Below are 13,950 nucleotides of genomic sequence, written 5' to 3'. Positions count from 1 at the left end.
CGATGCCGCCTTCCCCCGGGTTCGTGCTTCACACGGCTAGTGTGCCGTCCCGCAAATAGCCGCTACAATATGAAGTGTCTCCCGAGGGGGTCGTTTCATGCCAAGCGGGCGCCCCATGGCTCCTCTGGAGCTGTCGGCTGATGAGGCCAGCCAGCTCCAGAGCCTGGCTGGATCAAGGTCCTTGCCCCATTCGATCGTTCAGCGGGCGCAGATCGTCCTGGCCTGCGCAGCTGGTGACACCAACACCTCAGTTGCCAAGCGATTTGGCGTTCGCAGCGCAACGGTGGGCAAATGGCGGCAGCGCTACCTCGATCTGGGGATCGAGGGGCTGCACGACGAGCTCCGTTCAGGCCGCCCGCGGACCTATGAGGACGACACGGTGGCGGAGGTGATCAACCGAGCCCTGCAGAGCAAGCCAACCGATGGCAGCACGCACTGGAGCGCTCGGACTTTGGCCGCAGAAACAGGGATCTCCAAGTCCACGGTTCACCGCTGGCTGCAGACCTTCTCGCTCCAGCCCCACCGGCAGAAATCGTTCAAGCTCTCCACCGATCCGTTCTTTGTGGAGAAGGTTCGGGACATCGTTGGCCTGTACCTGAACCCGCCCGACAAGGCGATGGTGCTCTGCGTCGACGAGAAGACGCAGATCCAGGCCCTCGACCGCACCCAACCGCTGCTGCCCATGGGGCTGGGCTACGTGGAGGGTGTGACGCATGACTACATCCGCCACGGCACCACGACCCTGTTTGCCGCGCTGGACGTGGCGACCGGTGAGGTAATCACTCAGTGCAAACCCCGGCACCGCCACCAGGAGTTCCTGGGGTTCCTCAGGCAGATCGAGAAGTCCGTCCCCGAGGATCTGGACCTGCACTTGATCGTGGACAACTACTGCACCCACAAGCACGCCAAGGTGCGTGCCTGGCTGGCCCAGCGTCCCCGTTTCCACGTCCACTACACCCCCACCTACGCCTCCTGGCTCAACCAGGTGGAGCGCTGGTTTGGACTGATCACCCAGCGGGCAATCCGGCGCGGCAGCTTCTCCAGCGTCAAAGAGCTGATCGCCAGGATCGAGCAGTTTGTGGCCGCCTACAACACGACCAAGGCCCCGTTCAACTGGACGGCGACAGCTGACTCAATCCTGGAGAAGCTCCAGCGGCTTTGTGCGCAAATCTCTGGGACGGCACACTAGCGATGGAGGAGCATCTGACGTCTTGCTGGCATGTTCATCCCGGATCCCGGCCGGTGGCTCCGGCGACCGCTGCCTGCGTCGATGCAGACCGGTCAAGGCGTCGGCGGCTGTTCACACGGCCCGCTCTCCGTCGCCATCCCCCGCGTGAGGTTCCCTCGATGGCGTGTGTTGATCCTGCGCTGGGCATGGCCCGGCCGCGTGGATGCCGCGGCTCCCCTGGCTTCCTTCATCGTGGTCTCCGCCTTAGCGTGAGGAGGTGGCTGAATCCGCTCCGGTCACCGGGCCCCGGGCGCAGGCCCGGGCGTTGCTGGCAGAGCTCAGCACGGCGGAGAAGCTGGCCCTGCTCTCGGGCGATACGCCCTTCTGGGCGGGGATGGCCGACATCGCCCTGCGGGATGCCTCCCATCGCCATCCATGGCCGGCGGGGCAGCGGCCGCCGCTGGCTCTGCCGGGGCTGCAGTTCGTCGACGGCCCCCGCGGTGTGGGACTGGTGGGTGGCGCCACCACCTTCCCGGTGCCGATCGCCCGCGGCGCCAGCTGGGATCCGGAGCTGGAGGAGCGCATCGGCGAGGCGATCGCCCTGGAGGCCCGCTCCTTCGGTGCCAACTGGGTGGCGGCGGTCTGCATCAATCTGCTGCGCCATCCGGGCTGGGGCCGGGCCCAGGAGACCTACGGCGAAGACCCCGTGCACGTGGGCGCTCTCGGGGCAGCGATGACCTGCGGGCTGGAGCGTCACACCATCGCCTGCGTGAAGCACTTCGCTCTCAACTCGATCGACAGCTGCCGCTTCCTCGTGGATGTCCAGGTGAGTGAGCGGGTGCTGCAGGAGCTCTACCTGCCCCACTTCCGCGACTGCGTCGAGGCCGGCGCCGGTTCCGTGATGAGCGCCTACAACCAGGTGAACGGCCGCTGGTGCGCCGAGCACGCCGGCCTGCTCACGGCGACACTCCGGCAACGCTGGGGGTTCGAAGGCCTCGTGGTGAGCGACTTCATCTTCGGCGTGCGCGACGGTGTGGCGGCCGTGCTGGCGGGGCTCGATCTGGAGATGCCGTTCCAGATGGTGCTGGCGGGTTGCCTGGAGCAGGCCGTGCAACAGGGGCGGCTCCCGATGGCGCGCGTCGATGAGGCGGTGCTGCGCCAGCTGCAGCTGCAGCTGCGGGTGCCCGCGGGGGACTACCCCATCTCCCTGCGTGGTTGCCCGGCCCATCGGGCCCTGGCCCTGCGGGCGGCCCGTGAATCGATCGTGATGCTGCGCAATGAAGCCGCGGTGTTGCCGCTCACGGGCCTGGGCTCGCTGGCGGTCATCGGCCGCCTTGCCGCCGTGCCCAACCTCGGGGATCGGGGCTCCTCCGACACCAGGCCCCAGCCCGGTTGCGTCGTCACCCCGCTGGAAGGCCTGCGCAGGGTGGCACCGGCCCTGACGATCGCCCACGACGCCGGTGAGGATGTGGCTTGCGCGTCACACCTGGCCGCCCGTTGCGATGCGGCCGTCGTGGTGGCAGGTCTCGACTGGCGACTGGAGGGGGAGCACATCCACCCGGCCGATATCGCGCCGATCCTGGCGCTGATGCCACCGCCGCGCTGGCTGGAGAGGGTGCTGGGCCGTCGCCTGCAGGAGGTGTGTTGGAGGCCCCTGGCGCGGCTGATCGCCTGGATCACCAGCCATGCGCCTGAGCCGCGTGCCGGTGATTTCGCCGCCGGCGATCGCACCGATCTGGCCCTGCCCCCCGAGCAGGTGGCGCTGATCCGTGCGGTGGCCGCCGCCAACCCGCGCACGGTGGTGGTGCTGATGGGGGGCGGTGCCATCCTTACCGGCGACTGGCTGGCAGAGGTGCCGGGCCTGCTGCTGCTCTGGTACCCGGGCCAGGAGGGTGGCCGGGCCCTGGCGGAGGTGCTGCTCGGTCAGCTCTCTCCCAGCGGGCGACTGCCCTTGTCGCTACCGGAGCGGCAGGAGCAGCTGCCGTCCTTCGATCCCAGGGCCCGGCGAGTGGTCTACGACCTCTGGCACGGCTACCGCCGCCTGCAGCGTCAGGGCCAGCGGGCGGCATTCCCGTTCGGTTTCGGCCTCTCCTACAGCCGCTTCGAGCGTGCCGCGCCACAGCTGCTGCAGCCGCCCGATCCCCCGGCGATCCGCGCCGGTGAGCAGCGTCATCTGGTGGTCGTCGTGGAGGTCTGCAACGTCGGTGGCCTCGCGGCGGCGGAGGTGCTGCAGCTCTATCTCGAGCCGCCCGGCCGCCTGCTGGAGCGGCCGCGGCGCACTCTGGTGGCCTTTGCCCGTGTGCCCCTGGAGCCGGGCGAAAGCCGTCGCATCGAACTGGTGGTGCCTCTGCGGCGTCTGGCCTTCTTTGACATGGAGCGTGATGGGTTCGCGCTGGAGGCGGGTCTGCACCGTCTGGTGCTGGCCTGCCACTGCGAGGACGCCGGCCAGGCCTGTGCGGTCGTCCTGCCTGCGGCCTTTCTGGGCCCCTGATCGGCAGGAGATGCCGTCCCCCCGTGCAGCGCGCCTCCACGCGTGATGGCCGCGGTCGCGGTCTCACCCGGCGCGGTCGGCGGAACGCTGCCTGCGGGGGTGGTCGGCGAAGCGGACCAACGTCCGCTGCAGGCGCCGCCGGGTGTAGCGCTGCAGCAGCAGGCAGGGCAGGTTGAAGGCCGTGGCGAACAGCAGGTTGAGGGCGACCCCCGCCGGCGGCAGCCACAGTGCGCTCAGCAGCCAGGCCGGCCACAGGGACCAGTGCACCAGCTCCGCCCGGCGCGTCTCGCCGATCAGGCGTTGCAGGGCGGCCGGATCCCGGCGGGCCAGGCTGGCCTTGCGGATCCCCCCCGGCAGGGCATTGCCTGCGTCGGGAATCCAGGGCTTCCAGCGGCGGATCGCCAGCCAGCGCTCATAGCTGTGTGGTGTCGGTGTCCGTCGGCCGCCGCCCGTGAGGTCCGCCGGATCGCAGAGCCACGCCAACGGCAACCGGTTGGCGAGCGTCCCCACCAGCAGCGACCAGCCCAGCCACAGCCCCGCCGTGGCCAGCACCAGCCGTGGGGCGTCGGTCGTCGCCATCAGCGGGTCTGCACGGTGCGGCCCTTCCAGCGCACCTGGCCCCGTTCGAGATTGAGAATCGCCAGCACGAACACCCCGAGGAAGAACAGCACCGGCACCGGAAAGATCAGTGGGATCCAGGGGAAGCGCCCGACGCGACGGCAGATCACCAGAAGCTGCAGGGCATAGGCGACGTAGATCAGGCCGTTGGTGAGCAGGCTGCGGTCCCCCAGCAACGGCCAGCCCAGCAGGGCCGCCGGCAGGCACCAGGCCGCCCAGAACAGTCCCGACAGCCAGAGCACCACCGCCAGCATCCACGGCCAGCGCACTTCGGCGGCGGCCGTGGCGAAGTTCTTGTCGAAACCCACCACCAGATCGCCCAGCCCGCCGGGATACATGCGGTAGGCGATCTGGCCCTCGCCGATGAAGGCACTCACCGGCAGCCCCGCCTTCTGGTAGCAGTGGGCCAGGAACCAGTCCTCCACGACCCTGCCGGCCACGGCCGCATGGCCGCCGCTGCGCGCGTAGTCGGTGCGGCTGGTGGCCATCGCCGGCCCGAAGGCCACGCCGCAGCCCGGCCCCAGCGGCACCGCCAGGAGGCCCACCAGGTTGAACAGCAGCGAGAGCTGCTCGTAGGGCTTCTCGGTGCGGTGATACGGCTGCACCGAGACCAGTCCACCCTGCTGCTCGTGGAGGGCCAGCAGGCTGGCGAGAAACTCCGGTCCGGGTTCGGTGTCGGCATCGAGGAACACCAGCACCTCACCGGAGCTGGCCAGGACCCCGTGATGCAGCGCCCAGGTCTTGCCGCACCAGCCCGGAGCCAGCGGGGGCGGCTGCACCACCTGGATCGGCAGCGATCCCGTTGCAGCCATCGCCACCGCCGCCGTGCGGTCGTCGGAATGGTCATCGATCACGATCACCTCGTGGACCCGCAGGGTCTGCCGCTTCAGGGCTTCGAGCAGATGGGGCAGGGTGCCCTCCTCATTGCGCGCCGGGATCAGCACCGACACGCGTTCATGGCCCCGGAGGCCCCCCCGCGGCAGGGAGGGCAGGTGCAGCGCCAGCAGCCATCCCAGAAGCCAGCGCAGCAGCACCGATCCCACGACCCACCCCATCGGCGCTTGCCCCAGGCTGCACCCCAACCTTATGGAGGCCGGTGATGGTCCCGCTCACGCGCGATCGCCACCGGGCCCTTCAGGGCCGCATCAGTTCCCGCGCCAGGGGGCCGATGGCGGCGGGATCGCGGAGCAGCTGGGGGTGGGTGGCGACCGGCAGAAGCGTCCGCTTCCCGATCGGGAGCACCGCGCGCCATCCCGGCAGCACGGCCAGATCCAGCGCCGAATAGAAGCTGTGGCATTCGATCCCTTTCAGCGTCGTCAGGTCGCCGTTGAGATCGCGCAGCAGGGAACTGCCATGGCGCAGATCCGCCACGCCGCGGAACAGCCGCCGCGGCCAGGGCCAGGCGGTGAGCGTTCCCTGCTGGGGGCTGCCCACGCTGATGAAGCGGCGGGTGCGTCGATGTCCCCCCAGGCGCTGGATCCAGGTGCGGGCGATCACGCCTCCGATCGAGAAGCCGAGCAGGTCGATCGGGGTGGTGGCTGGATAGGCCGCGTCGATCCAGCGGCCCAGCTCCACGGCGGCCTCCTCGATCGGGGTGCGGCCCAGGCGCAGCGGCAGGGCCGGGACCAGCGGATCGCCCCGACCGCCGCCGAGTTCGCGGAGCAGCCGATCAAACACCGCCGGGCTGTCCAGCAGCCCGTGCACCAGAACCAGGGGGGGAGAGGGGATGCCCGTCATTGCTGCCACGCTCGTTCGATTCAAGGCCCGATCGAGGGGTGAGCCCGCGGGAGGGTCGGTGGTGATCTCCACCTGTGGGCCGGGCGTCTGTCCTGACGCACTCCCTCTCAGGCGCCATGGGTTGCGGGTCCACCAGGTGGGGCGCTTCAGGCGGTCGCCTGCGGGAGTCCGCGCGGCGGCTGGGGAAGCGATGGCCTTGGGGCCAGGAGGGGCACCACGACGCTCAGCCCCAGCATCAGAAAGGACAGGGCACCCACCAGTGCCAGCAGCCTCAGTCCCAGGGGGCGCCCGCGATCGACGGGCCAGTCGTCTCCATCGACGGTTCCGATCGGCCGCTGCACGACGAATGGGGGACGGGATGTCCTGGGGGGTGGCGGCGGGTCCATGGGACGGGGCTGGGGTCCTGCGGGGCGAGACAGGCGCGCCGGGTTCCGGTCCCGGCCCGTCGGGCGTGATGGACTCATTGTGCCGGCCACCATCTCGCCCGTCCGCCTGCGGCCGCCTCGGAGCCAGGATCTCCCGGCTGCGCCTGGACGACCTGCCGCGGCTGGACGACCTGCCTGGTGCGGCCTGATCCAGGGGCGACTCGCTCGCTTTCAAGGCCGCAGAGGGGTCATCTCCAGCAGGAAGGCCGCCGGATTGTTCCTGACGCATCCCGCATCCGTCGTGTCACTCCCGCTGTGGCTGGCTGATGGCGATGCAGCCTCGGCTGCGAGACACCTTCTCAGGTCCCGGCGTGGGGCATCGGGTCATCCCTTGAGCATCGGCTGCAGCATGAGCCGGTGACATTTCCATTAAAAAAGCCGTCCCTGGGAGACGGCTGAAGGAGGGTGATTGCGACCGGTTTTCTGAAATCGGAGCGACAGGATTTGAACCTGCGACCCCCACTACCCCAAAGTGGTGCGCTACCAAGCTGCGCTACGCCCCGGCAAAACGAAGTTATCACATGGGCTGCTGGCTCAGGGGCTTGCCTTCAGGCGTCTGAGCAGGTGTGCGGTGAGGTCCTGGCGGTTCTGGCGGCTGTAGCCGATCACGCGTTGCTCACGGGCGAGCTGGCGCAGCTCCGCGAGGTTGAGGCTGGCCAGGCGCAGCTCCGGCAGCCGCTTCCATGCACCGGAGGGAGGAGGCAGTTCAGAGCCCTGCCGCCCTTCCCGGAAGCCGAACAGCGCGCCGCTCGCCATCCATTCGGGCACCAGCACGAACAGAACAGCCAGAAGTCCATACAGCTCCACCAGCCCGCGGGGCAGAGGGTGGAGCTGACGCGGTGGGTGTTCGGCGGCGTCCGTGGAGGCATCATCGCCCTCTGGCAGGTTGCGCCAGTCGGGTGCGGCCCGCTGCGCGGATGGGTCCGCTTCATCGCCATCGCGGGCTCCCTCCCGTGGCCCGTCCCGGTCCGGCGCCTGCGGCATTGACTCATGGCGGTCGCTCACGGCAGGAGCATCGATCCCGGATCCTGCCGGCGTCCCGGCGGATGCAGGGTCCTTCGCCTCCTGCCATGACAGGGCCGCTTCGCCGCGCCTCCACACCGGCTGACTGCTCTCGGAACGCTCCGGTGGCGCCATCAGAGCGTCGTGCCGCCGGCGCGCACCGGGGCGGGCGCCTCACGCCACAGCATCGGGGCCTGCGGAGTGGGCTGGAGACGCACGGTCCAGAACACCAGGGCGAAGACAAGGGCGATGGTGCCGGCCAGGGCCAGGATCACCGTCCGGTCAGGGAGGGGCGTCATACCTGGTCCGTGCGCACGCAGACGAGTTTCAACGGAAGGCGCTCCAGAGTCAGCTCATCGCCTCTCAGGATCACCAGCATCCGATCATTGCGGTAGCGCAGGCCGGGCGCGTCGCTGGCCTCACGGAACAGGATCATCTGGCTGCCGCCGCTGATCAGCGATGCCTGGGACTCGTTGCGCTCCAGCACGAGGGACCCGCGGTTGGGGCAGAGATAGCGATCTCTCTGGTCATAGTTCTCCCACCAGGGGGACTGCATCGCCTGAGCCAGCGGCGGGACCGGCCGCGAGGAGGCCGGAAAGGCTGGTGACAGGGCCAGCGCGACCAGGAGAGCCAGGCTCGGGGGCAGGGGCATGGCCGGGGGGCGGGCGATTCAGGCCAGGGCGATCGGCTGATTGTCGCCCCGCAGGACGCAGTGGGGAATCGACCAGTCATAGGCCTGCCACACGCTGGCGGGCAGGCGGTAGTCGGCGCCGGGGAATGTCCCCAGCAGCAGCCCGCTGGGCTGAGCGGAGCAGTAGGGCCGGCTGCCGGGCTTGGCCAGATATTGCTGGTGGTACTCCTCGGCTGGGTAGAAGCGCTGACCGCTGGCGATCTCGGTGGTGATCGTCGGCCGGCCCGCCGCCGCCAGCAGGCTGCCGTAGGCCTCACGGCTGGCCTGGGCCAGCGACAGCAGCTCGGGATCATCGACGTAGATGGTCGAGCGGTACTGGCTGCCCACGTCATTGCCCTGGCGGTTGCCCTGGGTGGGGTCGTGGCACTCCCAGAACAGCTTGAGCAGATCGGCAAAGCCCACGCTCTCCCTGCTCCACACCACCCGCACCACCTCGGCGTGGCCGGTGGTGCCGCTGCAGACCTGCTGATAGGTGGGGTCCGGGCGCTGTCCACCGGCGTAGCCGACAGCCGTGGTGACCACGCCGGGCAGACGCCAGAACCCCTTTTCCGCTCCCCAGAAGCAGCCGCATCCGAACAGGGCTTCCGCCTGCCCCTCACCGACGGGTGCCGCGTACGGGGTGCCGAGCACCACATGCCGTCCTGGTGAGCTGATGCCGTTCAGGTCGGAGGAGGGGCTGCGGAACAGACCGAACACAGGGGTGAGGCTGAGATCTCAGGAGACTAGGCAGCCCCCCTGCCAGGTTGCTGCTCAGCCGCCGGCCCGCTCCGGGGAGGCCGGATCGAGGGCGATGTGGTTCAGCAGGGTGGTGGTGAAGGCGAACAGCAGGAACGGCAGGGACAGCACCAGGATCAGCCCCACCCCGACAAGGGCGAAGATCGGTCGGCTGGCCCCCATCAGCCCGAGGCCCGCCGCGAGGCTGGCGAAGATCACCCCCATCCAGATCAGGATCTGCCCGTAGATGTCGCCGAAGGTCAGGGTGCAGCGCAATCTGTATGCCGCCAGCGCGAGGGATGGGGGTGGCGCCTGAGGGGTCTGCATGACGGGGCCCTGAAAGCGGATGCGTTCAGATAAGCCATCCCACCGCGCCTTCGGTGCCCTTCTCAACAACTGTTGAGATTCGGTGATCGGCTGTCCCGATGCCGCCGCCTCTGCCGCACTTCAGGCGGTCTGGAGGCGCTCGCTGGCCTGTTCCCTCTCCCACAGGCGGCGGTAGGGCCCGGGCTGGCTCACCAGCTGGTTGTGGTGGCCCTGCTGCACCAGCCGGCCGTCCTCGAGCACAAGGATGCGGTCGCAGGCGGCGGCGGCGGAGAGCTGGTGGCTGATCATCAGCACCGTGCGATGCCGCTGGCGGCGCACTCCGGCCAGGATCTCGGCGGCGGTGTTGTTGTCGACACTGGCGAGGGCGTCATCGAGCACCAGCAGCGGAGCCTCGATCAGCAGCGCCCGACCCAGGGCGGCCCGCTGCCGCTGGCCACCGCTGAGGGTGATGCCCCGCTCTCCCACGAGCGTGGCGTAGCCGTCGGGGAATCCACGGATGTCGCCCTCGAGGCGGGCCTGCCGTGCGGCCTCCTCCACCTGCGGCCGGGCGGCTTCCGGGTCGCCGTAGCGCAGGTTGTCGGCCAGGCTGGCGGTGAACAGGAACCCTTCCTGGGGCACCAGCGCCACCTGGCGACGCAGGGCCTGCAGGTCCATCGCCGTGACATCCACGCCATCGAGGAAGAGGCTGCCGGCCGGGACCTCCACCATGCGGCCGAGGGCGCGCGCCAGGGTGGTCTTGCCGCAGCCGACCGGACCGACGACGGCCACCAGTTCGCCGGGTTCGATCCGGAAGTGCAGGTCATGCAGCACCGGTCGTGTCGCGCCCGGATAACGGACCTCCAGACCGCGGGCTTCCACTGCTCCGGCCTGTCGGGTCGCCGCCGGCAGTGGCTGGTCCGGAGAGACGATCAGGGGCTCGCGGGCCAGCAGGGCCTCCACCCGGTCCAGGCTCACCTGGCCGGTCTGAAAGGTGTTGAGCGTGAAGCCCAGCAGGGCGGTGGGGAACACCAGCCGTTCCACATACAGGATCAGCGCCACGAGGCCGCCGATGGTCAGGCGGCCGTTCTCGATCTGGCCGCTGCCGAAGGCGATCAGCAGCAGCAGGCTGATCGAGGCGATGCCCTCCAGCATCGGGAACAGGGTGGCGCGGGTGCGGCCGAGGGCGAGGGCGGCATCGCGATAGGTGCGGTTGAGGCGGGAGAAGGCCTCCTGCTCGGTCTGCTCCTGCCCGTAGATCTTGATCGCGCCGATGCCGGAGAGGTCCTCCTGCACCAGATCGCTGAGTCGGGCCAGGGCCTCCTGCTGGCGGCGCTGCTGGCGCATCATGCGGCCCCCGAACAGCCGCACCACGAGGAGCATCAGCGGGTAGAGGGCCAGGGCGGCAAGGCTCAGGCCGGGATCGATCGCCAGCATCGCCGGCAGGGTGAGGGCGTAGGCCATCACCGTGTTGGTGAGACTGAGCACGGCGAACCCCAGCAGCCGCCGCACGTTCTCGACATCGCTGGTGGCGCGGCTGATCACCTCGCCGCTGCCCGTGCCCTGCACCCAGCCGGGTTCCTGGCGCAGCACGTGATCGAAGATCCGCTGCTTGAGATCCGCCTCCACCTGGCGGCCGACGCCGAACACGAGCATCCGCGACCAGAGCCGCACGGCGCCCATCACGGTTGCCATGGTGACGATCAGCAGCGCCTGACGGAGCACGGCGGCGAGGCTGAAGCCCTCCTGCAGGCCATTGACGACACCGCGCACCTGCAGGGGGATCGCCACCCCCAGCAGATTCACCACCAGCAGCGCCACGGCCCCCAGGGCCACCTGGCGGCGGTGCGGGCGCAGATAGCAGCCGATCTGGCGGAGACGCTGGGCGCTCATGCGGTGCGACGGGGGCCCTTAACCTACGCAGCGCCTGCGATCGACGCCCTCTGATGGAGGAGCAGAACCACCCTCTCCATGCGGCTGACCGCATCGTGATCGACCGGCTGCTGGCGGCTGATCCGCCCGCCGATGAGCATCTGGTCGACCTGGCCCGGTTGTTCAGCCGCTACGACGGCTTCCCCGGGGCGAGCGATCTGCGCGACGACCTGGAGCGTCTGCTCCGGCTCTGGGGTCTCGATCGCGATCAGTTGAATCAACGCACGCGTGCCATCTGGGCGGCCGGCTTCCGCCCCGGTGCCGCTCCCATGGCTGAAGCGGTGGGCTCCGGCTTCGACACCGCCGCCGCCGAGGGCGCCTGAGCGGCCGGTTGCGCCGCTGCCACCCCCGCCTGGATGCAGTCGCCAGATCGGCTCGCTTCGGGTGATAGTGGAAGAGTCCCCATCACCCGGCCCGGTGTGCCCTGCACCCGGGCTTTTTTCTGTCCGTCCCCCGACAGTCCCCCCTCCGACCTCCGCCATGAGCGACCGTTCCTCCCGCGCCGCCCAGCTCGAGCGGCTGATCGCCGGCCAGGATCTCAGCGGGGAGGAGGCCGATGCCCTGATGCGCGGCTGGATCGCTCAGGAGATCGACCCGGTCGTCACCGGCGCCCTGCTCACCGCCCTGCGCTGCAAGGGCCTCAGCGGCGAAGAGCTGGCGGCGATGGCGGCGGTGCTGCGCCAGCACTGCGACCTGCCGGCCCCGCGGCCGGAGCTCCCTCTGATCGACACCTGCGGCACCGGCGGTGCCGGCTTTGACAGCTTCAACATCTCCACCGCCGTGGCCTTCACGGCCGCCGCCTGCGGTGCCCATGTGGCCAAGCACGGCAACCGCAGCGCCAGTGGCCGCGTCGGCTCGGCCGACGTTCTCGAGGCCCTCGGCCTGCCGCTGGGCGCCCCCCAGGAACGGGTGATCGCCGCGGTGGAACGCACCGGCGTCACCTTTCTGTTCGCCCCCGGCTGGCATCCGGCCCTGGTGGGGCTTGTGCCGCTGCGACGGGCCCTGGGCATCCGCACCGTCTTCAACCTGCTCGGACCGCTGGTGAATCCGCTGCGTCCCGATGCCCATGTGCTGGGTGTGGCACGGCCGGATCTGCTCGATCCGATGGCGGAGGCGCTGCGGCGACTGGGCCAGGGACGGGCGATCGTGGTGCATGGTCATGGTGGCCTTGACGAGGCCACCCTCAGCGGCCCCAGCGAGCTGCGTCTGCTGGAGAACGGGGAGATCCGCAGCGACCGCCTGGATCCGGCCGGCCTCGGGCTGGCGCTGGCGCCGCTCTCCGCCATCGCCGGCGGTGATCTCGAGGAGAACCGCCGCATCCTCGAGCAGGTGCTTCAGGGCCAGGCCGCCGAGGCCCACACCGATGTGGTGGCGCTCAACGCCGCCCTGGTGCTCTGGGTCGCCGGCCGCAGCGACACGATCGCCGAGGGGTTGGAGCAAGCCAGGGCCAGCCTGGCGGCCGGCGATCCCTGGCAGCGACTGCTGGCCCTGCGCGAAGCGCTGGCGGAGCCTGCTGGGGGATGATCGTCAGACGGCTGTCCGCCCCTCAGGGCCGGTCCGCCGTGTTCCCCGTTCCAACCGCCGGCCTTGTCCACCCCTTCCACCGCTGACGCCGTTCCGGCCCTGCTCGTGCTCGCCGATGGCACCGTGCTGCGCGGCCAGGCCTTCGGCGCGCGGGGCACGGTGGTCGGAGAGGTGGTGTTCAACACCGGCATGACCGGCTATCAGGAAGTGATGACCGACCCCAGTTATTCGGGGCAACTGGTCACCTTCACCTATCCGGAGCTCGGCAACACCGGCGTCAATGGCCAGGACCAGGAGGCGGACCGCCCGCATGTGCGGGGCGTGATCGCCCGTCAGCTGGCTCCCCGGGCCAGCAACTGGCGCAGCGAGGAGGAGCTCGACACCTGGCTGCAGCGTCATGGCGTGGTCGGCATCGCCGGTGTCGACACCCGCGCCCTGGTGCGCCATCTGCGCGAGGGAGGGGCGATCAACGGCATCCTCTCCAGCGATGGCACGCCGCCGCTTCAGCTGCTGGAACAGGTCCGCTCAGCGCCTTCGATGAGCGGTCTCAACCTGGCGGAGACCGTCAGCACCCGCGAGCCCTACCGCTGGGATCAGCTGTGCCCTGCTTCCTTTGATGCCCGTCCGGTCCGCCACCCGGAGCGGCCCTACCGGGTCGTGGCGATCGACTTCGGCATCAAGCGGGCGATCCTGGAGCGGTTGGTGGCCCACGGCTGTGAGGTCACGGTGCTGCCCGCCGACGCCACCCTGGAGCAGGTGCTCTCTCTCCAGCCCGAGGGCGTGTTCCTCTCCAACGGGCCCGGCGACCCCGCCGCGGTCAGCAGTGGCATCGCCCTGGCGCGCGGCCTTCTCGAGCAGCGCGACCTGCCCCTGTTCGGCATCTGCCTGGGGCATCAGATCCTCGGCCTGGCCCTGGGCGGCACCACCTTCAAGCTCGGCTATGGCCACCGCGGCCTCAACCACCCCTGCGGCGCCCCCGGGATGGTGGAGATCACCAGCCAGAACCATGGCTTCGCCATCGACGCGGCCTCGCTGCCGGCCGAGCGGGTGCGGGTGACGCACGAGAACCTCAACGACCGCACCGTCGCCGCCCTCGCGATGGTCGATCAGCCGGTGTTCGGTGTGCAGTACCACCCGGAGGCGAGCCCCGGCCCTCACGATGCCGACCACCACTTCGGCCGCTTCGCCGCCCTGATGGAGGAGCGCCGCTGAGCGCGGCCCTCGACGGTCCTGTCTGGCCCCTCCTGAGGTCTGGCATCCGGGTGCGTTGTCCCGTCCCTGCCGCGTCTGCCCATCGCGCCGGTCTGCCCCCGGCGTTCAGGCTGCATCAGGCCTGATCCGCCCC

At 70.0% G+C, this 13,950-nt stretch carries 15 protein-coding genes and 1 tRNA gene; 5 read left to right on the top strand and 11 right to left on the bottom strand.

What is annotated here, in order from left to right; genetic code table 11:
• Positions 1–97: 97 nt before the first annotated feature.
• Positions 98–1,189 (top strand): IS630 family transposase, encoded by a 1,092-nt coding sequence (locus H8F25_RS05170; protein WP_197210262.1) that lies wholly within the window; start codon positions 98–100, stop codon positions 1,187–1,189.
• Positions 1,190–1,445: 256 nt separating this feature from the next.
• Positions 1,446–3,659 (top strand): beta-glucosidase, encoded by a 2,214-nt coding sequence (locus tag H8F25_RS05165; RefSeq protein WP_231597133.1) that lies wholly within the window; start codon positions 1,446–1,448, stop codon positions 3,657–3,659.
• Between the two features lie 63 nt (positions 3,660–3,722).
• Here the strand turns inward: H8F25_RS05165 and H8F25_RS05160 are convergent, their stop codons facing one another.
• The 11 genes from H8F25_RS05160 to H8F25_RS05110 form a co-directional block, all read right to left on the bottom strand.
• Entirely contained in the window at positions 3,723–4,238 is a 516-nt protein-coding gene (locus tag H8F25_RS05160) for a hypothetical protein (protein WP_197212287.1), read from the bottom strand.
• Positions 4,238–5,332: a glycosyltransferase family 2 protein gene (locus tag H8F25_RS05155; RefSeq protein ID WP_197212286.1), complete on the bottom strand. Its 1,095-nt coding sequence runs from the start codon at positions 5,330–5,332 to the stop codon at positions 4,238–4,240. The genes H8F25_RS05160 and H8F25_RS05155 overlap by 1 nt, the downstream gene beginning before the upstream one ends.
• Positions 5,333–5,411: 79 nt before the next feature.
• A complete protein-coding gene (locus tag H8F25_RS05150; RefSeq protein WP_197213467.1) occupies positions 5,412–6,014 on the bottom strand; it encodes a triacylglycerol lipase in 603 nt (200 codons plus the stop codon).
• A 146-nt stretch (positions 6,015–6,160) separates the two neighbouring features.
• The gene (locus H8F25_RS05145) at positions 6,161–6,355 is read right to left on the bottom strand and encodes a hypothetical protein (protein WP_197212285.1); all 195 of its coding nucleotides are present in this window, start codon (positions 6,353–6,355) and stop codon (positions 6,161–6,163) included.
• A gap of 513 nt (positions 6,356–6,868) precedes the next feature.
• Positions 6,869–6,942, bottom strand: a tRNA-Pro gene (locus H8F25_RS05140).
• Between the two features lie 31 nt (positions 6,943–6,973).
• Positions 6,974–7,423, bottom strand: coding sequence for a Rho termination factor N-terminal domain-containing protein (locus H8F25_RS18105; protein ID WP_370525822.1), 450 nt, complete (start codon positions 7,421–7,423; stop codon positions 6,974–6,976).
• 152 nt (positions 7,424–7,575) lie between these two features.
• Entirely contained in the window at positions 7,576–7,740 is a 165-nt protein-coding gene (locus H8F25_RS05130; RefSeq protein WP_197212284.1) for a hypothetical protein, read from the bottom strand.
• Positions 7,737–8,093 (bottom strand): MliC family protein, encoded by a 357-nt coding sequence (locus tag H8F25_RS05125; RefSeq protein WP_231597132.1) that lies wholly within the window; start codon positions 8,091–8,093, stop codon positions 7,737–7,739. The genes H8F25_RS05130 and H8F25_RS05125 overlap by 4 nt, the downstream gene beginning before the upstream one ends.
• An 18-nt stretch (positions 8,094–8,111) precedes the next feature.
• Positions 8,112–8,828, bottom strand: coding sequence for a peptide-methionine (S)-S-oxide reductase MsrA (msrA, locus tag H8F25_RS05120; protein ID WP_197212283.1), 717 nt, complete (start codon positions 8,826–8,828; stop codon positions 8,112–8,114).
• Between the two features lie 54 nt (positions 8,829–8,882).
• Positions 8,883–9,173 (bottom strand): hypothetical protein, encoded by a 291-nt coding sequence (locus tag H8F25_RS05115; RefSeq protein WP_197212282.1) that lies wholly within the window; start codon positions 9,171–9,173, stop codon positions 8,883–8,885.
• A 120-nt stretch (positions 9,174–9,293) separates the two neighbouring features.
• Complete coding sequence (locus H8F25_RS05110) at positions 9,294–11,042, bottom strand: ABC transporter ATP-binding protein (protein ID WP_197212281.1); 1,749 nt, start codon at positions 11,040–11,042, stop codon at positions 9,294–9,296.
• Positions 11,043–11,095: 53 nt separating this feature from the next.
• On the opposite strand from H8F25_RS05110, the gene H8F25_RS05105 reads away from it, so the two are divergent.
• The 3 genes from H8F25_RS05105 (at position 11,096) to carA (ending at position 13,817) form a co-directional block, all read left to right on the top strand.
• Positions 11,096–11,404 (top strand): DUF3288 family protein, encoded by a 309-nt coding sequence (locus H8F25_RS05105; RefSeq protein ID WP_197212280.1) that lies wholly within the window; start codon positions 11,096–11,098, stop codon positions 11,402–11,404.
• Between the two features lie 157 nt (positions 11,405–11,561).
• A complete protein-coding gene (trpD, locus tag H8F25_RS05100) occupies positions 11,562–12,605 on the top strand; it encodes an anthranilate phosphoribosyltransferase (RefSeq protein WP_197212279.1) in 1,044 nt (347 codons plus the stop codon).
• A 63-nt stretch (positions 12,606–12,668) separates the two neighbouring features.
• Positions 12,669–13,817, top strand: coding sequence for a glutamine-hydrolyzing carbamoyl-phosphate synthase small subunit (gene carA, locus H8F25_RS05095; RefSeq protein ID WP_197212278.1), 1,149 nt, complete (start codon positions 12,669–12,671; stop codon positions 13,815–13,817).
• Positions 13,818–13,950 lie beyond the last annotated feature (133 nt).

Source organism: Synechococcus sp. CBW1004 (assembly GCF_015840715.1).
GTDB lineage: Bacteria > Cyanobacteriota > Cyanobacteriia > PCC-6307 > Cyanobiaceae > Cyanobium.
This window is presented reverse-complemented; position numbering and strand designations above follow the sequence as displayed.